23 protein-coding genes and 2 pseudogenes are annotated in these 22,705 nt (G+C 54.5%); 10 read left to right on the forward strand and 15 right to left on the reverse strand.

Annotation, left to right across the window (positions count from 1 at the left end; translation table 11 throughout):
• Positions 1-13: 13 nt before the first annotated feature.
• Positions 14-916, reverse strand: a complete 903-nt coding sequence (locus ACYAC5_RS21095; RefSeq protein WP_462063376.1) for a LysR family transcriptional regulator — start codon at positions 914-916, stop codon at positions 14-16.
• Between the two features lie 100 nt (positions 917-1,016).
• On the opposite strand from ACYAC5_RS21095, the gene ACYAC5_RS21100 reads away from it, so the two are divergent.
• Positions 1,017-2,084, forward strand: coding sequence for an SDR family oxidoreductase (locus tag ACYAC5_RS21100; protein WP_192413174.1), 1,068 nt, complete (start codon positions 1,017-1,019; stop codon positions 2,082-2,084).
• Between the two features lie 167 nt (positions 2,085-2,251).
• Here ACYAC5_RS21100 and yahO read toward each other — a convergent pair whose 3' ends face one another.
• From yahO to ACYAC5_RS21140, 8 genes and pseudogenes are all read right to left on the reverse strand, one after another.
• Positions 2,252-2,521 carry a DUF1471 family periplasmic protein YahO gene (gene yahO / locus ACYAC5_RS21105; protein WP_101761698.1) on the reverse strand — a complete coding sequence of 90 codons (270 nt, stop codon included), beginning with the start codon at positions 2,519-2,521 and terminating at the stop codon, positions 2,252-2,254.
• A gap of 162 nt (positions 2,522-2,683) precedes the next feature.
• Positions 2,684-3,313, reverse strand: a complete 630-nt coding sequence (locus ACYAC5_RS21110; protein WP_192413172.1) for an NrsF family protein — start codon at positions 3,311-3,313, stop codon at positions 2,684-2,686.
• Entirely contained in the window at positions 3,300-3,857 is a 558-nt protein-coding gene (locus ACYAC5_RS21115; protein ID WP_192413169.1) for a sigma-70 family RNA polymerase sigma factor, read from the reverse strand. The genes ACYAC5_RS21110 and ACYAC5_RS21115 overlap by 14 nt, the downstream gene beginning before the upstream one ends.
• 17 nt (positions 3,858-3,874) lie before the next feature.
• The gene (locus tag ACYAC5_RS21120; protein WP_462063377.1) at positions 3,875-5,104 is read right to left on the reverse strand and encodes a protein-disulfide reductase DsbD family protein; all 1,230 of its coding nucleotides are present in this window, start codon (positions 5,102-5,104) and stop codon (positions 3,875-3,877) included.
• A 15-nt stretch (positions 5,105-5,119) separates the two neighbouring features.
• Positions 5,120-5,686 (reverse strand): peroxiredoxin, encoded by a 567-nt coding sequence (locus tag ACYAC5_RS21125; RefSeq protein ID WP_101761694.1) that lies wholly within the window; start codon positions 5,684-5,686, stop codon positions 5,120-5,122.
• 94 nt (positions 5,687-5,780) lie between these two features.
• Positions 5,781-6,654, reverse strand: a pseudogene (locus ACYAC5_RS21130) (HipA domain-containing protein).
• A 20-nt stretch (positions 6,655-6,674) separates the two neighbouring features.
• Positions 6,675-6,917, reverse strand: a complete 243-nt coding sequence (gene hipB / locus ACYAC5_RS21135; RefSeq protein WP_110866779.1) for a type II toxin-antitoxin system antitoxin HipB — start codon at positions 6,915-6,917, stop codon at positions 6,675-6,677.
• 176 nt (positions 6,918-7,093) lie between these two features.
• Positions 7,094-7,759, reverse strand: a complete 666-nt coding sequence (locus ACYAC5_RS21140; protein WP_192413165.1) for a TetR/AcrR family transcriptional regulator — start codon at positions 7,757-7,759, stop codon at positions 7,094-7,096.
• A gap of 79 nt (positions 7,760-7,838) precedes the next feature.
• Here ACYAC5_RS21140 and ACYAC5_RS21145 point away from each other — a divergent pair, with 79 nt between their 5' ends.
• Positions 7,839-9,359 (forward strand): MDR family MFS transporter, encoded by a 1,521-nt coding sequence (locus ACYAC5_RS21145; protein ID WP_462063378.1) that lies wholly within the window; start codon positions 7,839-7,841, stop codon positions 9,357-9,359.
• 5 nt (positions 9,360-9,364) lie between these two features.
• On the opposite strand, the gene ACYAC5_RS21150 is transcribed toward ACYAC5_RS21145, so the two are convergent.
• The 3 genes from ACYAC5_RS21150 to ACYAC5_RS21160 form a co-directional block, all read right to left on the reverse strand.
• The gene (locus ACYAC5_RS21150) at positions 9,365-10,780 is read right to left on the reverse strand and encodes an amidohydrolase family protein (RefSeq protein ID WP_462063379.1); all 1,416 of its coding nucleotides are present in this window, start codon (positions 10,778-10,780) and stop codon (positions 9,365-9,367) included.
• Positions 10,781-10,787: 7 nt separating this feature from the next.
• The gene (locus tag ACYAC5_RS21155; protein ID WP_462063414.1) at positions 10,788-11,750 is read right to left on the reverse strand and encodes an ABC transporter substrate-binding protein; all 963 of its coding nucleotides are present in this window, start codon (positions 11,748-11,750) and stop codon (positions 10,788-10,790) included.
• A gap of 175 nt (positions 11,751-11,925) precedes the next feature.
• Positions 11,926-12,219 carry a hypothetical protein gene (locus ACYAC5_RS21160; RefSeq protein ID WP_462063380.1) on the reverse strand — a complete coding sequence of 98 codons (294 nt, stop codon included), beginning with the start codon at positions 12,217-12,219 and terminating at the stop codon, positions 11,926-11,928.
• A 45-nt stretch (positions 12,220-12,264) separates the two neighbouring features.
• Here ACYAC5_RS21160 and ACYAC5_RS21165 point away from each other — a divergent pair, with 45 nt between their 5' ends.
• Together ACYAC5_RS21165 and ACYAC5_RS21170 are read left to right on the forward strand one after the other, a co-directional pair.
• The gene (locus ACYAC5_RS21165) at positions 12,265-13,242 is read left to right on the forward strand and encodes an isopenicillin N synthase family dioxygenase (RefSeq protein ID WP_280173192.1); all 978 of its coding nucleotides are present in this window, start codon (positions 12,265-12,267) and stop codon (positions 13,240-13,242) included.
• Positions 13,243-13,481: 239 nt separating this feature from the next.
• Positions 13,482-14,033, forward strand: a complete 552-nt coding sequence (locus ACYAC5_RS21170) for a C40 family peptidase (protein WP_462063381.1) — start codon at positions 13,482-13,484, stop codon at positions 14,031-14,033.
• A 37-nt stretch (positions 14,034-14,070) separates the two neighbouring features.
• On the opposite strand, the gene fhuE is transcribed toward ACYAC5_RS21170, so the two are convergent.
• Positions 14,071-16,224: a ferric-rhodotorulic acid/ferric-coprogen receptor FhuE gene (gene fhuE / locus ACYAC5_RS21175; RefSeq protein WP_462063382.1), complete on the reverse strand. Its 2,154-nt coding sequence runs from the start codon at positions 16,222-16,224 to the stop codon at positions 14,071-14,073.
• Positions 16,225-16,676: 452 nt separating this feature from the next.
• Here fhuE and ACYAC5_RS21180 point away from each other — a divergent pair, with 452 nt between their 5' ends.
• The 5 genes and pseudogenes from ACYAC5_RS21180 (at position 16,677) to ACYAC5_RS21200 (ending at position 19,160) form a co-directional block, all read left to right on the forward strand.
• Positions 16,677-17,765, forward strand: a complete 1,089-nt coding sequence (locus ACYAC5_RS21180) for a YncE family protein (protein WP_255527759.1) — start codon at positions 16,677-16,679, stop codon at positions 17,763-17,765.
• Positions 17,766-17,818: 53 nt separating this feature from the next.
• Positions 17,819-17,926: pseudogene (locus tag ACYAC5_RS21185) on the forward strand (dihydrodipicolinate synthase family protein); the annotation flags it as partial.
• A gap of 154 nt (positions 17,927-18,080) precedes the next feature.
• On the forward strand, positions 18,081-18,296 hold the full coding sequence (locus ACYAC5_RS21190; RefSeq protein ID WP_007890154.1) for a YdgH/BhsA/McbA-like domain containing protein: 216 nt from the start codon (positions 18,081-18,083) through the stop codon (positions 18,294-18,296).
• A 194-nt stretch (positions 18,297-18,490) separates the two neighbouring features.
• Positions 18,491-18,706, forward strand: a complete 216-nt coding sequence (locus ACYAC5_RS21195; protein ID WP_277975052.1) for a YdgH/BhsA/McbA-like domain containing protein — start codon at positions 18,491-18,493, stop codon at positions 18,704-18,706.
• 142 nt (positions 18,707-18,848) lie between these two features.
• On the forward strand, positions 18,849-19,160 hold the full coding sequence (locus ACYAC5_RS21200; protein WP_277975051.1) for a cupin domain-containing protein: 312 nt from the start codon (positions 18,849-18,851) through the stop codon (positions 19,158-19,160).
• A 201-nt stretch (positions 19,161-19,361) separates the two neighbouring features.
• On the opposite strand, the gene ACYAC5_RS21205 is transcribed toward ACYAC5_RS21200, so the two are convergent.
• Positions 19,362-20,051 (reverse strand): N-acetylmannosamine-6-phosphate 2-epimerase, encoded by a 690-nt coding sequence (locus ACYAC5_RS21205; protein WP_462063383.1) that lies wholly within the window; start codon positions 20,049-20,051, stop codon positions 19,362-19,364.
• Positions 20,048-21,607, reverse strand: a complete 1,560-nt coding sequence (locus tag ACYAC5_RS21210) for a PTS transporter subunit EIIC (protein ID WP_462063384.1) — start codon at positions 21,605-21,607, stop codon at positions 20,048-20,050. The genes ACYAC5_RS21205 and ACYAC5_RS21210 overlap by 4 nt, the downstream gene beginning before the upstream one ends.
• Positions 21,608-21,759: 152 nt before the next feature.
• Here ACYAC5_RS21210 and ACYAC5_RS21215 point away from each other — a divergent pair, with 152 nt between their 5' ends.
• Positions 21,760-22,587: a MurR/RpiR family transcriptional regulator gene (locus tag ACYAC5_RS21215; protein ID WP_192413146.1), complete on the forward strand. Its 828-nt coding sequence runs from the start codon at positions 21,760-21,762 to the stop codon at positions 22,585-22,587.
• Positions 22,588-22,705: the final 118 nt, after the last annotated feature.

A 22,705-nucleotide genomic window follows, 5' to 3' on the forward strand; every position in this document is an offset into this window, starting at 1 on the left:
TGACCTTATGTTTCTATCTGATCTGTAATTCTTCTAACGCCGCCAGTAGCGCATCCACTTTAGGTAGCAGCTGCTTGCGGCGCGGCCAAATCAGCGTCAAGGCCAGGCCGTCCGGCTGCTGCTCGGGCAGAATGATCTCCAGCTCGCCGCGCGCCAGCGGTTCACGCACCAGCCACGATGGCATCTGCGCTACGCCTAATCCGGCACACAGCGCCTGCATCTGCGCATCCACATCACCCAGCGCCATGCGGTGCGGCAGGTTGCGCCAGTGCGGATAGCCATCTTCCGTAGTAAACAGCCACGGTTTGGTGCTGCCATCGACGCGTTCATACATGATCGCCTGATGCTGCAACAATTCGGCTTCACTGGAGGGCCGCCCAACGCGCGCCAGATAATCGGGTGATGCGCAAAACACCATGCGTTCGCGGCCCATCTGACGACAGCCAAGCGAGGCGGGTAGATCCGGCGATCCACCAATGCGCACTGCAACATCAATCCCTTCATCAAACAGATCGATAAAGCGATCCGAAAAAGTCAGATTAAGCTCCACATCCGGATGCTGGCGGCAAAACGGTATCAGCAGCGGCATCACACCGAGGCGTCCATAGGTGTTCGGCACCGCTAAACGCAAGCGCCCGGAAGGAATGGTGCGCTGCGCCGCTAGCACCGCTTCGGCTTCTGCCAGCTCCTCCATAATGCGTAAACAGGTTTGGTAATAGGCGTTTCCGGCGTCGGTGAGTTTCAGGCTGCGGGTGGTGCGCTCCAGCAGGCGCGAACCCAGGCGGGTTTCCAGCCGCGTCACGCTTTTGCTCACCGCCGAACCCGTGAGATGCAGGCGCTCAGCGGCGGCGGCAAAGCTGCCGCCCTCGACGCTGGCTACAAAAGGAACGATATCTTTCAGGCGCTGGTCGTGCATGGATTCGTGAACTCAGGTTATGAATGCCGTGAATTAATGCCAATGATAGGAATTAAATTCTCTATTAAACTCATCATTACTGAAACCAAGGAGAATTGAAATGCAAAAGCAGGCATTGATTGTAGGCATTAGCGGTGTGATTGGACGTGCGCTGGCGGAAAAATTGCAGCGCGAAGGTTGGCAGGTCAGCGGTTTATCGCGCGGACGTGGCGCAGTGCCTGAAGGTTGCCGCAGCCTGACCGCCGATCTAACGGATGGTGATGCGGTGCGTGCTGCGTTAGCAGAAGAGCAGCCGGATGCGCTGTTCTTTAGCGTCTGGTCGCGCCAGGAAAATGAGAAAGAGAACATCCGCGTCAATGGCGGCATGGTGCGTAACGTCATTGAAGCACTGGGCGAGCGTCTGAAGGGATCGCATGTGGCGCTGGTGACCGGCCTGAAGCATTACCTCGGCCCGTTCGAAGCCTACGGTAAAGGCGCAGTGCCGGTGACGCCATTCCGCGAAGAGCAGGGACGCCAGCCGGTCGATAACTTCTATTACGCGCAGGAAGACGAGGTGTTTGCCGGTGCGGAGAAATATGGCTATCGCTGGAGCGTACATCGTCCGCACTCGATTGTGGGCTTTGCGCTGGGTAACGCGATGAATATGGGCCAGACGCTGGCGGTGTATGCCACGCTGTGCCGCGAGCAAGGTTTGCCGTTTATCTTCCCGGGTTCGCCAGAGCAGTGGAACGGTGTTTCCGACGTGACCGACGCGGGTTTGCTGGCAGAACAGCTGCTGTGGGCCGCGACGGCGGCAGAAGCGGCCAATCAGGATTTCAACGCGGTGAACGGCGATGTGTTCCGCTGGAACTGGTTGTGGCCACGTCTGGCGGCTTACTTTGGCGTGGAAGCGGCGGAGTATCCGGCGCAGATGATGCCACTGGAAGGACGCATGCAGGATGCGGCTGAAACGTGGCGCGAGGTGGCGGCACGTTATCAATTGCGTGAAGCGGACATCACTAAACTGGCATCATGGTGGCATACCGACGCGGATTTGGGACGCCCAATGGAAGCGTTCACCGATATGAGCAAGAGCCGCAAAGCGGGCTTCACCGGTTATCGTTCAACGCTGGATGCATTTACGCAGTTATTTGATCGACTGAAAGCGGAGAAAGTGATTCCGCAGTAAATTTTGATTAAAAAGGGCGGCTCATAGGGGCCGCTTTTGCATCATTAAAATATAGCGACACACCATCCGCTTTATTGCCAGGCAACCTGATCGGCAATTTAATTTATTGAATATAATGCCCCAGCATAAGCTATGCTTTTAAGCTTATACTGAGGCAAAATGGAAACTTACTTTTTCTTATAAACGATGGCGGTGCCATGTATTTTGTTATTGGTATTCGCGGAGGTTACGACAAAGATATCGCCGCCTTTTTCTTCAGCCAATTTAGACAGTTCCTCTCTGGCGCTGGCGGGATCCGTTTCACCTGAGGTGGAAATGTTCCCTACCTCTACATATTGATCTTTTACCTTTTCAAACTCAACTTTGCTCATCAGGTCTGCGGCGAGTGAGCTGAAAGATACCGAGCTTGCTAATAATACGAAAATTAACTTTTTCATACGTATCCTTGGATGAGGTAATTGATGGGAATGGAATTATATTGCTATTATTCTATAGTTTAGAAATAGCGTATTTACAATATGGGTGAGCCGATTTTTAATCTTTTGCGTGGAAATATCACACCAAAGAATTAACTTAACCATTGCACTCTTTCACTCGACTCATTTCAACGTCACCCATCGTTTCCCAACCAGCACCGTCATCGCCACAATCGTCGCTATCGCCGCCAGATGCATGACAAAATCCAGCGGATGCAGATGTACCGGATGGCAAAATGCCAGCAGCGTCACCGCCATGCAGGAGACGCCCAAACCGGCCATTGCCAGGCTGCGCACCGGATGCAATGCGCGGGTGCGGCGTAGGCTGGCGATCATCAGCACCATCATCGGTGTGCTGACCACCAGCAGAAAGGTAAAGCAGCGCGCGCTGTCATTGTCATGTTCGATTGGCACTTCACCGGGAATCTGGCTGATGCTCATGCCGAGCCACAGCAGGCCAATTGGCAGTAGCGCTTTCCAGCTGATACTGCGGCGTCCGGCGATGCTCATGTTGAAAGCGCTACGAATTGCCAGCGTGCCGAGTACAAAGGCCAGCACCAGCTGCAAGATCGCCTGCAGCGCGCCCGGCTGCGCCCAGTCGGTGGCACTGCGCTGCACCAGGAAGCTGGCGGCAATGCCGCAGGGCAATGCCAGCAGTAGCCAGGTGATAACGCGCCAGCTAGTGGATCGCAGCGGTTTAACCGGTCGCATCTCGCGCCCGAGTTTTTCAATTAACAGGTCATGATCGGTCATGATTGGCTCCAAAGCGGCGCAGATTGGTCAGCGCGCGATGCAGCAGCGATTTCACCGCGGCCACACTCAGATTGTTATGCGCGGCCGCTTCCGTCAGGCTCATTTCGCGCAGATGCACATGTTCGACAATTTCGCGCTGACGCGAAGGGAGCTGACGCAGATATCCGGCCAACTCTTCCTGCGAGTCCTGCTGCGGTGCGTCTGGCGCACTGACGGCTTCCGGCACGATATCGTTGTTAACTTCCCACTGCTGATGGCGGCCACGTCGCCGCAGCGCATCAATCGCGCGCGCCGAGATAATCGCCATCAGCCAGGGTAAAAAAGGGTAGGCAGGATCATAGGTGTGACGCACCCGATGCACCGTTAGCAGCACATCCTGAATCACATCTTCTACCAGTGCATCATCGGCGATCTGTTTGCGTGTTTGCGAACGAATCACCGGCACCAGCGCTTTCAGCAGTCGGGTATAGGCGAGCTGATCGCCCGCCTGCGCCTGTTCCATTAGCGCGGGCCAACCTTCACGCGCGCTATCGCTTGTTTGCATAATCCGCCTTGTTGTTCTTACGCCTTCTTGCTCGCCTGGTTGAGTGCGTTCACCACAATACTCGGTGTCAGCACCTGCGGCAGCACTTTGGGCGGTCCGCCGTCGGCAGGATAGACCAGATACATCGGTAATCCGCCCTGACCAAACTCACTCATGGTGTCATCCACGTCCGGGTTAAATTTAGTGGAATCTGCCACCATGTACAGCGTGCCGGTTTTGGCGATGGCCTCTTTCACCGCCTGGGTTGAGAGCGAGGTTTTCTCGTTCACCTGACAGGTGATGCACCAGGATGCGGTGAAATCGACAAAGATCGCTTTCCCGTGACCGCGCTGCGCTTCAACCGCCTGCGGCGTCCATTTGGCTTTGGTCACTTCCGCCGTCAACTGATCGCCCGCCAGGCCTGCACCGGGTTTGATCAGCGTTGGCAGCGGGGCGATCACCGCGATAATCAGCAGCGCCGTAACGGCAAACAGCACCTTGTGACTTTTACCGGCAAAGTGGCGATGTTGCGCCATGCCGTACAACCAGCCGGCGAAGGCTACCACCACGGAAGCGGCCAGCAAGGTGGCCAGCGCCGCGCTTCCCGCTTGCTGCGCCAGCACCCACACCAGCCAGGCATACGCGCCAAACATCGGGAACGCCAGACCGCGTTTCAATACATCCATCCATGCGCCGGGACGCGGCAGAAATTTCGCCAGCGCCGGGAACAGTGAAACTAGCGTGAACGGTGCGGCGAAGCCGATGGCCAGCGCAAAAAAGATCACCAAGGCGACGGCGGGCGGCTGCACTAACGCATAACCGATGGCGCTCGCCATAAAGGGTGCGGCGCACGGCGTGGCGACGATAATCGCTAGCGCGCCGGTCAACGCCGAGCGTGTAAAGGCACCGCGACCGACGTCTACCGAGCCGACGCGCTGCACGGATAAGCCCACTTCAAACACGCCGAGCAAATTGAGCGCAGCGGCGAGGATCACCAACGACAGCAAGGCGATCACCAACGGCGATTGCAGTTGGAAACCCCAGCCGACCGCCGCGCCACCGGCGCGTGCCGCCAGCAGAATGCCCGCCAGCGCCATCATGGTCACCACAACGCCGAGTAAAAAGCCCAAGCCTTCGCGACGCGCGCTGGCGGCGTTATCGGTATGGCGCAACAGGCCGAGCGCTTTCAGCGAGATCACCGGAAACACGCAGGGCATTAAGTTCAGAATGATGCCGCCGATGAAGGCGGCCAGCATGGCGGTTAACATCGCTGGCCTCTTTACTTAATGAGTTTGCGGGTGAGAAGCGTCGTACTGCTTAACGGCGGCAAGCGCTTTCTCGATATGTGTGTCCGGGTTTCTGTCAGTGTAACTCAGCAGAATGTCGCCATCGGGCGCAATCACGTAAGAGGTGCGATCGGAAAGGGTTTTGCCTTTCATCTGCATGGTGGTTTGATACTGCGCCGCCACTTTTGCACCCGGATCGGCGGCGACGGTGAATTTATCGCGGCACTCGAGTTTAGAGAAATCGCTGACCTGATCGGTATTGCCCGCGGTCACGCCAATTACCGTGGCACCCATTTTGCTGAAGCTGTCTGTGGCTTCAGCAAAATCGTGCGCTTCAATGGTACAACCCGCGCTAAACGCCGCCGGGAAGAAATAGAGCACCACCGGACCTTTCTGTAACGCTTTCTGCAGCGAGAAGGTCAACGGCTTACCGGCCAACGCGCCCTGCAGTTCGAAGTTTGGCGCTTTCGCGCCCACCGGCAATGCGGCACCGGCGTTAAAGGCGGAAAGACCCAGCGCTGCGGTCATGGTCAGGGTACAAACGAGGGATTTGATGCGTTTCATTTTCTGCTCCTGCGATGTATGGGAGTTCCGATTTGGATGTCTCATTAGTTCAGTTCGCTGGGGCAGGGAGGAAAGTTTCGGTGGGGGTGAAAAATTATTTTTGCAGGCGAGCCAGCATGCGCAAGCTGTTTTCAAACAGCGGTTCAGCAATATGCTGAGAAAAATTTGTCGGCAATATTTTGCTGACTTGCTCAATCGCGCCAGCCAGTTCGGCTATAAAGAAATCGATAATTTCAATCATTTGGTTTTGATCAAAATTCACCTGCTTTGCCGTGGCTAAAAAATGGCGAGGGAAAATTTTATCTATTTGATTTTTTCTGCCTTTGCTGGCTTTCAAACTCATCGCCAGTTTCAGGTCGCGGATATTCAGACCATTTCCGCCTATCGAGGTGAAGACCGAAATGATGTCGTAGAAAGGCGTAAGACGATAACTTCCGCCGCGTTCGATAAAAACAGAGAAATTTTTGGCATGACCATCCGTTGCGCCAATCAACCACTGGAATACCTGGAATTTCATAAAGGCATAGCGATCGGCCAATGCATTACTGGATCCCATCAGGAATTGCATAATATCGGCGATGCCGGGTCCACCATCAGATTCATATTTGCGTGCTGAAGGTAAGCCGAATGCCTGACACATGTCTTCCTGAGGTAAACGTAGCAATTGTGTCTGCTGGTGGTTCCAGCGCCGATCAAAACGTTGCTTTGCCGATTTCACTCAGCAGATCGAAAGGCTGACGCGATTTCGCGTGATAACGCGCGACAATGCGATCGCGTACTAAAGGGTTGTCAGGGAGTAGATTATCAAAATAGTTGAGCACTGCGGTGGATGTGATCACCGGTAACTGTAATGGCAACGACAGAGATAAAGGCCTGGCAAGGCGATTACTCAACCAGCTCGGGTGGTATTGGAAAGTATGCGCACCGTTGGTATTGCGCGTGAGAATGCCTACGCGTTCGCCGTTCATCCAGGCAATCAATTCCTGTTTCACCAGTCATTCTCCTGACCATTTACAGCCGATGGATCTTTTTCCTGCACGTCCATTTTTAGATCAAGTGACTGTAATATTTTGAACAGCGTCGCGAGCGTGGTGAGGTCGGGATTGTTTTCAAAGTGAGATATGGTGGCTTGCTTAAGGCCGACTTTTTTCGCCAGCTCACTTTGCGTCCAATGGTTTTTTTGGCGAATTAGCCTGACGTGATGAGCAAGTTGACGCGGACTGTAAATCATCGCTTATTCTCATTTAGGATCGATGCGAAAGCCAGAATTATCCTCTATTGAGGATATTAATGACATTATCCGCTGAGAGGGATAATGTCAACGCTATCCCTTGCGGGGGATAAATTGAGTTTTATCCTTTACAGAGGATAAATTGGTTAAAATTAAGGTCGCCATGAATGGCGACCTTAGGGTATTGACTGGATCCCCTGACAAAACAGACTCAACGTGTGCTGGACAATGATTTCACGCGAGTACGCGGGATCGCTGGCAAAGCGGGTAAAGGGCACCAGCACCAGGCTGAGAATCGAAGTCATCAGCAGTTGTGGCTCCAGATGGGGGTTGAGTAATCCTTGCTGCTGCCAGCCTTCAATCAGTTTTTTCACTTCATCACGTTCACCGTGACCAAAGCGCTTTTTGATATGCTGACCTAAACCGCCTTCACCTTGCATCACTTCCTGCATCCACAGCGGCGCGAACCAGTTGTGTGTGGTGACGATGTCCGCGACTTCACGGATAAAGGCGCTGAAGGTGGTGACGGGATCGCGCGGGTCATCCATAAAGTGCGCCACCAGGCGCTGGCGTAACGGCAAAAAACGCTCCTCAACCACAATATCCAGCAGCGATTCGCGAGATTGAAAATAGTAATTCAGCATCGCTGGACTCACGCCCGCTTTGCGCGCAATCGCGTTGAGCGAGGTTTCGCCGATGCCGTTTTCGGCATACAGCGCTAAGGTGATGTCGAGCAGATGTTCGCGCTGCTGCACGTTGATCGCGCCGCCGCGCGGACGGCCGGGACGGCGGGGTTTGACTGCGTTGGCCATATCGTCAGCAGGGACTTTTCGTGCGGTCATCTTTACTCGCTCACTTGATTCATGTCAGACTGCAAGCAATATTAATTGTGTATTTAATTAATTTCAATTGGTGTCTGTTATGAAACCCCAAACACTCGCGCCGCAGTGGGGCGGCGGGCAGGAGAATCCTCCTTCTGTCCGCTTACTGATGAGCGCTTTATTACTGGTGATGCTGCTGGCGGCGCTGGATCAAACCATCGTCTCCACCGCGTTGCCGACTATCGTCGGCGAACTGGGTGGGCTCGATCGCCTGTCGTGGATCGTCACCGCTTATATGCTGGCTTCGACGATTGTGGTGCCGCTGTACGGCAAATTCGGCGACCTGTTTGGTCGCAAATCGGTGCTGCAGATCTCGGTGATTCTATTCCTGATCGGCTCGGCGCTGTGCGGTCTGGCGCAGAATATGGAGCAGCTGATTTTCACTCGTGCGCTGCAAGGCTTAGGCGGCGGTGGTTTGATGGTGGTGAGCATGGCGGCGGTCGCCGATGTAATTCCCCCGCAAGAGCGCGGTAAATATCAGGGCCTGTTTGGCGGCGTTTTCGGTCTGGCAACGGTGATTGGGCCGCTACTGGGCGGTTTTATCGTACAGCACGCTTCATGGCGCTGGATTTTCTACATCAATTTGCCGCTAGGTTTGTTTGCGCTGGTGATCATCAACGCGGTGTTTAAGACCGACAACAAACGCAAGCCGCATGAGATTGACTATCCTGGCGCGGTGTTTCTCAGCCTGGCGCTGGTGGGTATCACGCTGTTTACCAGCGAAGGCGGCACGTTACGTGAATGGTCCGATCCGCTGCTGTGGTGCATTCTGGCGTTTGGTGTAATTGGTGTGATCGGTTTTATTTATGAGGAGCGCCGCGCCTGGGAACCGATTATTCCGCTGTCGCTGTTCCGCAATCGCAGCTTCTCGCTCGCCAGTTTGATGGCGTTTATCGTTGGCATGTCGCTGTTTGGCAGCGTGACGTTTTTACCGCTCTATCTGCAAGTGGTGAAGGGCTCCACGCCGACCGAAGCCGGTTTGCAGCTGCTGCCGCTGATGGGCGGATTGCTGATCACTTCGATTGTCAGCGGACGCATTATTAGCCGCACCGGCAAATATCGCCTGTTCCCGATTGGCGGTACTTTGCTGGCGACTGTCGGCATGGCGCTGCTGACCACGCTGACCATCGATGCACCGCTGTGGCATATCTACCTGTTTGCCTGCGTGTTGGGGATGGGAATGGGCATGGTGATGCAGGTGCTGGTGCTGGCGGTACAGAACACCGTGACGCCCGATCGCATCGGTGTCGCTACCTCGTCGGTCACGTTATTCCGCTCGGTTGGCGGTTCGATTGGCGTGGCGCTGTTTGGCGCGGTGTTTAGTCAGGTGCTGAAATCGGGTTTGACCACGCTGGTGGAGCAGGGCAAAGCATTGCCGCGTACGCTCGATCCTGATGCGGTGCACCGTTTGCCGCATGATGTGCAGCAAGCCTATTTGCAGGTGTTTGGCGATGCGGTGCATTCAGCCTTTCAAATGGCGGCGGGTGTGATGCTGCTGGCCTTTGTGCTGTCGCTGTTTCTGCCAGAATCACCGCTGCGTAAGAAAGACGCAGCGGCGTAACGCGGTTAAACCGCCGCGCGTTGTTGCAAGGTTTTTACCGCTTGTGCAGCGTCGCGGCCCAGTTCCGCCAAATCCACTCCGGCAATCACATCATCCTGCACCAGCAGTTTTCCGGCACAAATCAGCGCCTTTAAACTGGCGCGTCCGCCGCTGGCCACCGGGCCAATGGCGGGATCGTGCAAACCAAAATAGCGCGGATCGTCGAGCCGATAGATGGCGATATCGGCGGCCATGCCAGGTGCAAGGCGGCCGGTGTTTAAGCCCAAAACCTGCGCGCCACCGGATGTGCCCCAGCGCACCACATCTTCAATGCGGGCGGCGTCGCCACCGCCTTCAAAGGTTCCACCGGCATAACGCGGCTGCGCCAGCATGCCTTTGCGTGCGCGCTGGAGCTGCCAGGCGGCGTGGGCTTCGCTTTGCATATCCGCCGCTTCATTTGAGGCCGCGCCATCAACGCCAATCGAGATCTTCACGCCTGCGTGTTCCATCGCCACCAAATCGGCAATGCCGCTGCCGAGGCGCGCGTTACTTTGCGGGCAGTGCGCGATACCGCTGCCCGCCGCGCCCAGCATGGCGATCTCTTCCGGCAGCAGTTTCACCAGATGCGCAAACCACACGTCATCGCCAATCCAGTCGTGTTCGGCGCAAAACTGCAGCGGCGTCATACCGAACTTTGCAAGTGCGGCATCGAGATAATCAACGGTTTCCGACAGATGGCTGTGCAGGCGAATACCAAGCTGACGCGCCAGGCGCGCGCTCTCGCGCAGCTCCTGCGGCGTGGTGGAGTGCAGCGTGGTGGTCGGCGCCATCACGATGCGGCGCATCGCGCTATCCTGCGGTTGGTGATAGCGCGCCACCAGACGATCAACATCGGCCATCATGCTGTCAAAGCTTTCCGGGCGCAGTGCGGTGGGCAAGTCGCTCTCTAAGCCACGGCTTTGCGTCGCACCGCCGCGACACAGCACGAAGCGCACGCCTAGCTTGTCGGCTTCATCGAACAGGATTTCTGCGCCATCAAACGGCATATCAGGCCAGTAAAGATAGTGATGGTCAGCGATGGTGGTGCAGCCGGAACGCACCAGCTCGACCAGACCCACCCGCGCGGCGATGCGAAATGTCTGTTCGTCGAAGGCACCACGAAAGCGATACGGCGTCGCCGCCAGCCAGCCGCCCAGACTTAGATTCAGACCTTGGGGCTCGCCTTTCAGCAGCGATTGAAACAGATGATGATGCGTATTAACCCAGCCGGGATAAACCACGCAATCGCGGGCGTCGATCACGGTTTCATCGGCGACAGCATCGAGTTCACCCATCTCCACAATCAGGCCATCGCGCAGTCGAATATCGCGCGCGCTGCTGCGCGGTTGCTGTTTATCGCCGGTCAGGATCGCGGCGCAGTGTTGAATTAGCAATTGGCTCATGAGCACCTCACTCCGCTTTCGCCGCGACAAACTGCGTGCTAAACGCGCTCTGCCAGTCGGTGGACGCTTTGAGTAAACCGGCGTTGACCATAAAGTCACGCGTTGCCTGCCAGCGTTTATCCGTCATCACGCCTAGACCTTGCTGCGCGGCATCGCCGCCGTCAATCAGGTGCAGGGCTTTCATCTGTGATACGCCAAAGGCGAGAACCGCGTCAGTCATCTGCGGGTTCTCCTTTTTGATCAGCGCATTACCGGCAGTCGGATTGGCAAGGTAGGATTTCCAGCCTTCCATCGATGCCGCCACAAAACGCTTCAGGACATCCGGCTCTTTTTGCAGCAAATCGTCGCGCGTCACCAGAATGCCGCCGTATGCCGGATAGCCATAATCGGCAAACAGATAGAATTTGCTGTCCGGTTGCACCTCTTTAATTTGCTGCACTTCGGAGGTGGCGTAGGCCTGCTGCGCAGTGTTTTTGTCGGCGAGAAACGGTTGCATGTTGAAGGTGTAAGGGCGCGCCTGCCCATCCTGCAGCTGATATTTGCCTTTCAGCCACGGCCACCAGCTGGCTTGTCCGCTGGCAGAAACCAGCACGGTTTTACCTTTCAGCTGATCCAGCGACTTCACATCGCCGTGGGTGACAATGCCTTGCGGGTCAAACTGAAACGGCGCGGCGATGGCTTTCAGTGGGAAGTTGCGCTCAATGCCCTGCAGCACTTGCAGATCGTAGCTGACGATGACATCAGCACGATTCGCCAGCAGCAGCGTCATGTTATTCAGCTGTGGCCCGCCGGAGCGCACCTCAACATCCAGCCCATATTTTTTATAGATGCCGGTGGCGAGCGCCTGGTAATAACCGCCTTGTTCAGCCTGCGCGACCCAGGTGGTTTGCAATATCAGTTTGTCGGCGGCGTGCGACAGTGCAGAGCTGCTCAGCAGAGCAGCGAATAAGGAGAAACGGAAACGCGACATTGTCATATAACCCCCAATAAACGTTGAGTTTGTTGTCGTCATCAGGGGCGTAGCGGCGCATGGCGTGCTCACGATGCGTAAAGCGCATCGTCCCCTGACGAGGTACAGCTAATGCTGTAGAGCAATGTCCTGCGTGCATCTGTTGTCACGCTGACCGCTTATACTCAGTGGGGATTTAGCAAAGCGCATGCCATTCGTGCAACCCACTGAAAGCAATATAGTTGATATTGATGGTGCCGGGCTTTTGCTTCATTGACCGCTCATTGATGAGGCAAGTCAGCGCGTTTTGCACCGCCATTGTGCAGACCGGATGTGGCAGATTCCCTAACGTATTGATTTTAAGCGGCGCAGCGTGCTGGCACAGCCTTTGCTTGGCTGAAACTGAGTAGAAGCTGTCAACCGTGGTTTCACCCGGTGGGTCATTGCTCGATCGCCTGTGGTATTCAGCAGGCGCGGGGATGACTGCCACGCTGCGGGCGGGTCATCCGTTATCGCTCAATAACGAGGTGCACCAATGGAAAAGACCACTTATGACATGCATGAACTGGCGAAAGAATCGCGTATGGGCGCGCGCGGCGTAGAAGCTGCACGTGATGTGCGTATCATCGATCTCTCCGATTTCGACCAACGTAAAGCCGAAATAGCCGATCAGCTGTGGCAAGCCGCCACCGAGATTGGGTTTTTCCAGGTTTCCGGCCACGGTATTCCACTCGACGACATCAATGCGGCTTTTGCTAACGCAGAGCGCTTTTTCTCGCTGCCGCAAAGTGACAAAGCGCGTCATCCACTCAGCCGCAATGCCGGCTGGGAATACCGCGCGCAAATCCGTCCATCTACCGGTAAACCGGACCAAAAAGAGTCGTACCAGGTGACGCGTCCGCGCATGGCAGGCTTGTGGCCGGATGAGGCCACCTTGTCGGGTTTTCAGCATGATGTACTGAAGTTCGAGCGTCAGTGCTGGGAAGTTGGCATGCGCTTGCTCTCCTGTTTTGCCCTGAAGCTGGGATTCCCCGACGATTTCTTTGCCAAAGCGCATGAGCCTTCGCACGAAACCTACCAAAGCACGCTGCGGATGCTGCACTACTTTGCCATCAGCGGCGAGCCAGATGGTCCGTGGCGCGCCGGGGCGCACACCGATTTCGATTGTCTGACCTTGCTGTTCCAGCGTGATGGGCAGGGTGGTTTGCAGGTGTGTCCGGGCAAAGAGATGGAAGAGCAAATCTGGACGCCGATCCCGCCGCTGGAAGGCTTAATTACCTGTAATATCGGCGATATGTTGATGCGCTGGAGTGATGACAAGTTACCGTCGAACTTCCATCGCGTCAGCAATCCGCTGCCAGGTGAATCGGTGCCGGCACGCTACAGCCTGGCGTTTTTCTGCCAGGCGAATGAAGATGTGATTATTGAAGGACCGGAGAAAAAATACCCGCCTATTTCCGCGAAGGATTATCTGGCGCAGCGTATTAGCGCCAATTTCTCCGGCAAGTATTAAACGTACAGCTGTAAGTCGAAATTGATGTCGTTCTGTGCAGGAGCGCAAATATTCTCCTGCACAGAAAAAGCGCAGCGCGGAAAATAGATTTTTAACTCAAATACAAGATGTTACCGTTGCGTAAACTTAGGTAAAATCAACCGACAAATAAAAGATTTCACTGCGCGCCTATTTATTTCTGCAACTTTTTTACGGTATAAATCTCTGACCACTGTCTCCCTCAGCGAAATCACCAACACATGATCAATTCTGCCGCCAGCAAAGTTATCGCCTGCCTGTTTCTTTTCACTCTGGCAGGTTGTTCTTCGAAGTCTTCGCATGCGCCTGCTGAGGAAAGCGTTGATACCTCGGCAGACAACGGAAAACAGCCCGATTTAATCCCGGTGATTGCCGCGCTGCACGATCAAATGCATTCGTGGGAAGGGACCAAATATCAGTGGGGCGGCACACAATTAACCGGCGTCGATTGCTCGGGATTTGTCTGGCGCACGCTGAAAGATCGTTTCAATATTCCGATGGATCGCGTCACCACCAAAGAGTTAATTGCCATGGGCAAACCGGTGGATCAGGCGCATTTGCAACCCGGTGATTTAGTGTTCTTCCGCATTAAGCGTGAGCTGCACGTCGGGTTTTATGACACCGATCATCAGTTCCTGCACGCATCGGTGAGTCAGGGCGTGATGCGCTCTTCGCTAAATAATCCGTACTGGAAATCGGTTTATTTAGAGGCGCGCCGCTTGCCGAAAGAACAGAATTCGCAGATTAGTTTCAATTATAAAAACAAGGTTTGATGAGAGGCGCGCATAAATGCGCACCTTTAGCCTTTATTTAAAATTGATACGAAACGCTCATCGAAACACTGCGCGGTGCGCCATAAACGTAGCTGTTCATGTAGCTGTAATATTCGCGATCAAACAGATTATCGACGTTCGCCTGCACCGCCACCTGCTTAGTCACCTGATAGCGCGCAAACAGCGAAACCAGCGGAATGCTGCCCTGATAAACACGCACGCTATCGCCGCTGGCATTGGTGGCATCTTCAAACACGCGGTTCTGCCAGTTGATGCCGCCGCCAACCGTGAGATCCGGCAACATCGGCAGCTGATAACGGGTAAACAGCTTAAAGGAAGTCTGCGGCTGATAGCTGTTGAAACGTCCCTCTTTATCCCGCGCCACGTAGCGTGTGGCACCGAAAGTCAGCTGCAGATTATCCGTTAGCGCGCCATTCAGCTCAAACTCCGCACCTTTACTGACCGCACCTTTGGCGGGCGCATAAGCCTGTTCGTTGCCGCTCAGATAGACGCCATTAATCGTCTGACCGACGTTGTCCTGCTCAATACGGAATACCGCCACCGTCGCGGTTAATCGACCATCATACCAGGCGGACTTCAGACCGGTTTCATAGCTTTTGCCGGTTACCGGCGACAGGTATTTACCGTTGATGTCGCGATCGGTTTGCGGCAGGAAGATCGAGGTATAGCTGCCGTACGCCGACCAGGTATCGTTGATGTCGTACACCAAACCAGCGTACGGCGTGGTGTTATTGTTCGTCATATCACCGCTGCTGCCGTTGGTGCTCCACTGCGTGTAACGCGCACCAATAATCAGCGATAGCGGATCGGCCAGCGAGAAGCGCGCGGCGGTATAAGCCGATTTCTGGCGAATGGTATCGTCGGCATTCTGATACCAACCTTGCCACTGCGGCTCGGCAATGTTGCCGTTCCAGCTGTTATTGAAAATGCCCATATCGTTTGAGGCGATGTTGTAGTTTTCCAGATCGGTAACGCCATCCTGGCTGTAAGTGGCGTTGTGCTGGCGGCTGTAGCTCACGCCCGCCATTAACTGATGCTGACGACCTAACAGCTCAAACGGACCGCTGGCGTAGCCGTCGAACGAATCCATCTGACGTTTACCGCGATCCATGCTGCCATAGCCGGTGGTGCCTTCGCCGCTGTCCTGATCGGCGCTGCCCATCACATACAGCAGTTTATCGTTGAAGGTGTTCTCGGCGTGCGTGCCGTTGACGTGGATGTTCCAGCCGTTATCGAAGTTATGATCGATGTCGGCGAATATTTTGCGCGAATTGGTGTTGTAGCGCGCCCAGTTGGCGGCGGAGTTGAGGCTGCGATCGTAATGCGTGGTGGCGTTGTTGCTGTAGAACATCGGCAAGCCGCCCCACGTTGGATTGCCGGTGTTGGCATCTTCGTAGTCGTAGCCCAGCGACAGCGTGGTGTGCTCAGTGATGTCGGCATCAATCACGCCGTAGAGGAATTTTTTGGTTTTGTGGTAGCGATCAAGCCAGCTGTCTTCATCGCTGTAACCGGTTACCACGCGACCGCGCAGGCTGCCATCCTGGTTTAGCGGTGCTGAGAGATCCGCAACATAACGCTGTTTGTTCCAGCTACCGTAGCTGGCGCTGACCGTACCGGTAAAGGTTTTGCTGTCGGCGTGTTTACGCACCATGTTGATCGAGGCTGATGGGCTGCCCGCACCGGTCATCAATCCGGTGGCGCCGCGTACGATCTCAATACGATCGTAAATGGCGGTATCAGAAGCGGCATCACCGTAGTTCCAGTTGTCATTAACTGATGTTGGGATGCCATCGAACGAGAAGTTGGTGACTTTAAAGCCGCGCGAATAGTATTCCGAGCGTTCACTGTCGATCAGATTGGTCGAGATGCCGGTGGCGTTGGTCAGCACATCGTTCACCGATTGCAGGTTTTGATCCTGCATGCGCTGTTGCGTTACCACGCTCATTGACTGCGGTACATCGCGTGGCGTCAGCAACAGCTTAGTGCCCGCTCGCGTGGTTTTTACCGCGTAATCCTGCTTTTCATTGTTATCGCTGTCGCCTCTTGCGGATGCATCGACCACCAAATCCTGCTGCGAATCGCTTGCTGCCTGCGCCAGGCTTGGCGTAAGTAGGGCATGAATCGTCACCGCCAGCAGTGAGACGTTAAAGGTTTTCCTGATGCCAGACATAAAATTTCCTGTTGAAACGCGTGTTATAGGAAGCTGTTTTGCTTCGTTTTTTATCGTTTACGTCGTGACTCATTCGCCCAAAAGGGCAGAAGAGAAGGCACGCAAAGCGCCACTGCGCATTTATTGAGAAAGCCAATGATAATCATTTGCTTTAAAGAATCTGTGGAAGGTTGCAACTGTAATTGTAATAATGTGTAAGTAAGTTATGAATCAATGGGTTACGGGTGAAAATAACCTGTTAATTGCTCACGTTTTCCTATTTTTTCAGGCAATATTTGGAGGTTTTTAGTAAAGAAAGGTGTGCGGCATGCTGGAATCGATCTACGGCAACGTAAGGAAGATCGTCGAGAAAGTTGCTAAGTTTATGCTAATGCGTATGATTCTCATTCTTCTTGTGTTTTCCGTACGCGTTCGCGCGTAACGGAGCCGTTCATCCATTGATGGAGTTGAGCATGAAATCGTTATTTAGCCCGCGCAAAGCCGCCGTAGCGGCAGCGATCGTCGCTGCATTCAGCCTGACCGCTTGTCAGGCTCCGGCGAAAAAAGCCGAAGCGCCAGCCGCCGCTGCCAAGCCAGTTGATACTTCTTTGACCCAGCGCACGCTGGGCGATGGCCTGTATGAAATGGCGTATTCGCCTGCTGCGAAAGCGTTATACGTTGCCAGCGCGCAGAGCTTTAAAGACGTTAACGGTGGTGTAATTTATCGTCTCGACCCAACCACACTGGAAACCAAAGGCGTTACGCATACCGATTTGAAAAACTTTGGTACGGCGATCGATGAAGCCGGCAACGTGTTCTACACCACAAACTCGCTGGATGGCGCTATCTCTAAAGTGGATGCGCAGAGCGGCAAAGTGCTGGAACGTTTAGTCTTCCCAGGTAAGAAAGATAAAGAAGGTTATCCGGCGGGCGCGCGTGAAGTGCTGTGGCACGGCAACGAGCTGTATGTCGGTCGCGTAGCCGATCCGGGTTATATCTCGGTGGTTGATGAGGAAACCTTCAAGCTGAAAGCCACCATCAAGAATGCAGGCAAATGGGTAACCGGCATCATCTATTCCCCGCTGACTGAGCGCATTTACGCGACCAACGGCGCGGGCGAAATTCTGGTGATCAATCCACGCACCCACAAAATTGAGAAGCGCTGGACCGCCGGCGACGGTAGAGAGTATCTGTTCCTGAACATGGCGGAAGATCCGGCGACCGGCCGCCTGTTCGTAACCGATGACTCAAAAGGCAAAGCCACGCTGGTATTTGATGAGCGCACTGGGAAAGTGATCAAGCGTATTGAAGGTGATGCGCTAGCGATTAAATTCAACGCTAAGCGTAATGAGATCTACATCAGCCAGCGCGAATCGAAGAAAGTGCTGCAGCTGGATGCCACCACTTACGCGGTGAAAAACAGCTGGTCGTTTGATAACAATCCAAACAGCCTGCTGATTGGCCCGGACAACAACACGCTGTATGTCACGTTGAAAGCGGAGTTCAACAAAGACTCCTCAACCAAAGGCCAGGATCAGATTGCGCGCATCGTGCTGAAATAATCCCCGACTTGTAGCGATAATCCATGCCCTCGTAAGAGGGCATTTTTGTTTCTGATGTCTTTGCCGCAGCAGGCCTAACCGCCGGTTGTGAAGTGTGGTATTCCGTGTGCGGCGGACTGTTTCCGCGCACCGCTAAAGCGCTTATGGATGTGGCAAAAGTCAAAAAGGTCATCACCGAGCTCGAGCTGGCATAGTGATAATGAGTTGATTAACTGTGATCGCACTAATAGTTAATCTGATAATAGTTTCAATGGTTATCATTGTTTCCATCGAAGGCGCATAGCCTTCAAATCAAACAATCAAAGGAATACGACCATGAAAACTATCAAAACTCTGACTATTGCCGCTGCTGCCGCTCTTTCACTGATGTCTGCTGCCAGCTTCGCACAGACCGTTTCAGCAACCTCGCTGACTCTGGATGGTGCTGAAGCGAAAATCGCTGCGCAGGCAAAACAGAACGGTGAGCAGTACAAAATTTTAGAAGCGAGCAACGGCAACGTCGTACACATGACTGCAGAACTTTACAAATAACGGATGGTTGCATACGGATGTGCCAGAACAGGTCGCCTACGGGCGGCCTTTTTTGTCGATATAACGCAGAAACTGCATAGTTACGTAAGTTATCGTGATCGCACTAATGGTTAATATTGAAACGATAACCTGAGTTATTATTGTTCTCATCGAAGGCACACAGCCTTCTCGTTAAACCACTAAGGATTATGACCATGAAAACTATCAAAACACTGTCTATCGCCGCTGTTGCTGCTCTTTCAATGATTTCTGCTGCTAGCTTTGCACAAAGTATATCTGTTGAGTCTTCTACTCTGGATGGCGCAGAAGCGAAAATTGCAGCACAGGCACAGGAGCAGGGCGCTCAATACAAAATTACTGAAGCCAACACTAACAACCGCGTACACATGACTGCCGAGTTATACAAATAAGTTAATTGCACAAGCAGTTGTGTTAAGGCCGCCTCCAGGCGGCTTTGTTGTATCTGAATGTCCGTAAATGGCCTGCGCATGTCCCGCCGCACGTCCAGGCTGTGTGTATCATCAACGCAGTCCTCCCCCACACGGATATCGCATGAAAACCTACATCAGCAAAAAATTCTCTCCCGCCAAAGCCTGGGATGCGTTAGACATCGCCAACTTCGCCGGCACCAGCGTGCGTCTGCACTGGACCAATCAACCTTACAAGTGGCACATCAATGATGGCGAGGAAGTGTTTGCGGTGCTGGATGGTGCGATAGAGATGCATTACCGCGAAGCAGGCGAGCTGAAGAAAGTGCTGCTGAATAGCGGCGACATTTTTTACGCCAGCATCGGCACCGAGCATGTTGCGCACCCGCAAGGCGAAGCGCGCGTATTAGTGATCGAAAAAGAAGATTCGGTTTAACGCCTGCTACTGACTCACCCAAACACGCTAACGTATCAAGTGTGTTAGCGTGTTTGAGATTCACAATCGTGCGAAAAGTAACCGCCTGCGCGCATCGGGCGCGGTGTGGTGCGAGGCGAGTTTTATCCACAGGTTAACGGCGACTCTACGCACGGGGATTGTGGATAACCTTAGGCGAGGTGCCTAATGGGCACCTCAAAATTAATTTATGGCATTCACAAAGCGGCGCGTTATCTGCTGTGGACGCGTAATCGCGCCGCCGACCACCACCGCATGCGCGCCCAGCGCCAGACAATGCGCCGCCATTTCCGGCGTTTCAACATTCCCCTCGGCAATCACCGGCACCTTTACCGCAGCCAATACGTCACGCAGGAAGCGGCAATCATCGGCGGCCAAATAGCAGCCTTGCGTTTCTGCGGTGTAGCCGTGCAGCGTGGTGCCGACACAATCGAAAGCTAATTGCGCCGCCTGTCGCGCTTCTTCCACCGTGGCGATGTCCGCCATCAGCAACAGTTGCGGATAGCGTTGGCGAATCGCTGCCACCAACGCCGGCAGCTGCAAATCGCCGGGACGTGTGTGTAACGTGGCATCCAGCGCAATCATCGCCGGATTCGCCACCATCAACTCATCCACTTCCCGCAGCGTCGCGGTGATATACACATTGCTTCCGGGATAGTCGCGCTTAATAATGGCGATAATCGGCAAATCCACGGTTTGCATAATCTGCTGCACGTCGATCAGGCTGTTGGCGCGAATCGCCGCCGCACCACCTTCCATCGCCGCTAACGCCATGCGCGACATAATAAACGGGCTGTGTAACGGCTCATCTTCCAGAGCCTGACACGAGACCACCAGTTTTCCCTGAATCTGGGCCAGCATCGGTGCTTTCATAGCGCGAGTAACTCCTCTAGTTCATTTTTGATAATGGTGACGTGCGCGCCATAAATCACCTGCACGCCTTTGCCACGTTGGATCACGGCGCGTGCGCCGGTAGCTTTCAATGCGTTTTCATCGAGTTTGCTGCTGTCGATGAGCGTGATGCGCAGACGGGTGGCGCAGCAATCCAGTTCGGCGATGTTCTGCTTGCCGCCTAAAGCCGCGATCACCTGCAGTGGACGCTCTCCGGCGACCATAGGCACAGTTTCAACGCTGGCGTCTTCGCGCCCCGGCGTTTTGAAATTGAAGCGGGTGATCAGCAAGCGAAAAGTAAAGTAATAGAGCAGGAACCACGGCACGCCAACCAGCGGGACATACCACCAATGGGTTTTCGCTTCGCCCTGCAATACGCCGAACAGAATGAAATCAATCAGGCCGCCCGAGAAGGTTTGGCCGATGGTGATGTGCAGGATGTGGGCGATCATAAACGCCAGCCCATCAAACAGCGCGTGGATGACATACAGCATCGGCGCGACAAACAGGAACGAGAACTCAATCGGTTCGGTGATGCCGGTAAGGAAAGAAGTCAGCGCCGCCGACAGCAGCAATCCGGCCACGCGTTGGCGGTTTTCCGGCTTAGCGGTGTGGTACATCGCCAGACACGCGCCGATCAGGCCAAACATCATGGTGATGAAGCGCCCGGACATAAAGCGCGCGGTGCCAATGTAGAATTGTTGCGTGTGGGGATCGGCAAGCTGGGCGAAGAAGATGCGCTGCGTGCCTTCCACCAGATGTCCGTTGATTACTTCGCTGCCGCCGAGTGCGGTGGTCCAGAACGGCAAATAGAAGATGTGATGCAGGCCGAACGGGCCGAGCATGCGCAGTACGAAGCCGTAAATAAAGGTGCCGAAATAGCCGGTGGCATCCACCAATCCGCCCATGCCAAAAATCAGCTTCTGGAAATGCGGCCAGACGATGGTCATTGCCGCGCCCACCAGAATGGCGACCAAGGAGCTGATAATCGGCACGAAGCGCGAGCCACCAAAGAAGCCAAGGAACTGCGGCAGGGCGATTTTGTTGTAGCGATTATGCAGCATGGCTGTCACGAGCCCGATCACCACGCCACCAAATACGCCGGTTTCCAGCGTCTGAATGCCGAGCGCCATGCCTTGTCCCACTGCGCTAAGGTTGCCCTGCGCCAGCACGCCGGTCAGCGTCAGCAGCGCATTGATGGTGGCGTTCATTACCAGATAAGCCAGCAGCGAGGCCAATCCTGCGGTGCCTTTGTCGCTTTTGGCCAATCCTACCGCTACGCCAACCGCAAACAGCACCGCGAGGTTGGCGAACACCACCGATCCGGCGCTCGCCATGATGGTGAACACGCCTTGCAGCCAGGCGACATCGAGGAACGGATAAGCTTTGACGGTGTTGGGATTGGAGAGTGCGCCGCCAATGCCCAGCAGCAAACCGGCCGCCGGTAGCACGGCGATCGGTAACATGAACGACTTACCAAACCGCTGGGCTTTTTCAAACCAAACCCCTGAAGAGGCACCGCTGAACAGTGATGACATAAATTTTTATCCATGAAGTGAGATTGTGATAAAAATTATTATCACAATCTCATTTATAAGATGAAAATTTCCATCATTATTGTGATAGCTTTCACTTATGCTCGAATCTGCTGCACACTGTGCGCCCTTAATGTCGTGAAGAAGAGGCCGCCATGACGGACAACGAAAACATCTTGCTGCACCTGCGCCAGGGCTTGCCGGGCTACAGTCCGACGCTGCAAAAGCTGGGCGATTTCATCCTCACCGACCCGCAGAAAGTGCTGTATCTCACCATCACTGAACTGGCGCGTGAGACCGACACCAGCGAAGCGAGCGTCACGCGGCTGTGTCGTCATCTCGGCTGCAAAGGCTATACCGAATTCAAAATGGCGCTGGCGCTGGATGTGCAACACAATCAGCCCGCGGCCGTTGCTAGCGGTGACAGCATCGACATGCTGGTGGAGGAAACTGTGCAGGCGCTGCGCGATACCGGGAAATTCATTAACCGCGAAGTGCTTCAGAGCGCGGTGGAAGCGCTGCATCAGGCTAAAACTATCCAGATCTACGGCGTGGCGGCCAGCGCGATTACCGGTGAGTATTTGCACTATCGCCTGTTGCGCTTAGGTAAATCGGCGCAGCTGTTTGGTGATATGCATCGCGCGGCGATGAATGCCTCGACGCTCAGAGAGGGCGATTTGGTGATCGCCATCTCCGCTTCCGGCTCGACCAAAGATGTAATGCACGTAGTGAAGCTGGCGAAGAAGCAAAACGCGCGCGTGCTGATGCTGAGCAACACGCTGCGCAGCCCGATGGGCAGTTTAGCCGATATGCTGCTGGTGGCTGCGCGGCCGGAAGGCCCGTTCAACGCCGGCGCGCTGAGCGGTAAAGTGGGTGCAATGATGTTGGTGGAAGTATTGATTAACGAGTTGATGACGCATGATGCCCGGTATCAGGCGGCCAGCCAGCAGACAGCAACGGCGACCTTGCCGATGTTGATGTAAAACGGCAAATCCATAGCGGCGCGATTTATTGCGCGTTTTTACACAAGTAAAAAGGTCAAAAGAGCGCGATAAATCGCGCCGCTACGGAACAGTGCTAATAGATTAAAGCGGTATTTCA

The sequence above is a fragment of the Pantoea sp. y20 genome (assembly GCF_054903455.1).

Coding starts and splice junctions, on each gene's coding strand:
- ACYAC5_RS21095 (WP_462063376.1), bottom strand. CDS start 916: ATGCACGACCAGCGCCTGAAAGATATCGTTCCTTTTGTAGCCAGCGTC.
- ACYAC5_RS21100 (WP_192413174.1), top strand. CDS start 1,017: ATGCAAAAGCAGGCATTGATTGTAGGCATTAGCGGTGTGATTGGACGT.
- yahO (WP_101761698.1), bottom strand. CDS start 2,521: ATGAAAAAGTTAATTTTCGTATTATTAGCAAGCTCGGTATCTTTCAGC.
- ACYAC5_RS21110 (WP_192413172.1), bottom strand. CDS start 3,313: ATGACCGATCATGACCTGTTAATTGAAAAACTCGGGCGCGAGATGCGA.
- ACYAC5_RS21115 (WP_192413169.1), bottom strand. CDS start 3,857: ATGCAAACAAGCGATAGCGCGCGTGAAGGTTGGCCCGCGCTAATGGAA.
- ACYAC5_RS21120 (WP_462063377.1), bottom strand. CDS start 5,104: ATGTTAACCGCCATGCTGGCCGCCTTCATCGGCGGCATCATTCTGAAC.
- ACYAC5_RS21125 (WP_101761694.1), bottom strand. CDS start 5,686: ATGAAACGCATCAAATCCCTCGTTTGTACCCTGACCATGACCGCAGCG.
- hipB (WP_110866779.1), bottom strand. CDS start 6,917: ATGATTTACAGTCCGCGTCAACTTGCTCATCACGTCAGGCTAATTCGC.
- ACYAC5_RS21140 (WP_192413165.1), bottom strand. CDS start 7,759: ATGACCGCACGAAAAGTCCCTGCTGACGATATGGCCAACGCAGTCAAA.
- ACYAC5_RS21145 (WP_462063378.1), top strand. CDS start 7,839: ATGAAACCCCAAACACTCGCGCCGCAGTGGGGCGGCGGGCAGGAGAAT.
- ACYAC5_RS21150 (WP_462063379.1), bottom strand. CDS start 10,780: ATGAGCCAATTGCTAATTCAACACTGCGCCGCGATCCTGACCGGCGAT.
- ACYAC5_RS21155 (WP_462063414.1), bottom strand. CDS start 11,750: ATGTCGCGTTTCCGTTTCTCCTTATTCGCTGCTCTGCTGAGCAGCTCT.
- ACYAC5_RS21165 (WP_280173192.1), top strand. CDS start 12,265: ATGGAAAAGACCACTTATGACATGCATGAACTGGCGAAAGAATCGCGT.
- ACYAC5_RS21170 (WP_462063381.1), top strand. CDS start 13,482: ATGATCAATTCTGCCGCCAGCAAAGTTATCGCCTGCCTGTTTCTTTTC.
- fhuE (WP_462063382.1), bottom strand. CDS start 16,224: ATGTCTGGCATCAGGAAAACCTTTAACGTCTCACTGCTGGCGGTGACG.
- ACYAC5_RS21180 (WP_255527759.1), top strand. CDS start 16,677: ATGAAATCGTTATTTAGCCCGCGCAAAGCCGCCGTAGCGGCAGCGATC.
- ACYAC5_RS21190 (WP_007890154.1), top strand. CDS start 18,081: ATGAAAACTATCAAAACTCTGACTATTGCCGCTGCTGCCGCTCTTTCA.
- ACYAC5_RS21195 (WP_277975052.1), top strand. CDS start 18,491: ATGAAAACTATCAAAACACTGTCTATCGCCGCTGTTGCTGCTCTTTCA.
- ACYAC5_RS21200 (WP_277975051.1), top strand. CDS start 18,849: ATGAAAACCTACATCAGCAAAAAATTCTCTCCCGCCAAAGCCTGGGAT.
- ACYAC5_RS21205 (WP_462063383.1), bottom strand. CDS start 20,051: ATGAAAGCACCGATGCTGGCCCAGATTCAGGGAAAACTGGTGGTCTCG.
- ACYAC5_RS21210 (WP_462063384.1), bottom strand. CDS start 21,607: ATGTCATCACTGTTCAGCGGTGCCTCTTCAGGGGTTTGGTTTGAAAAA.
- ACYAC5_RS21215 (WP_192413146.1), top strand. CDS start 21,760: ATGACGGACAACGAAAACATCTTGCTGCACCTGCGCCAGGGCTTGCCG.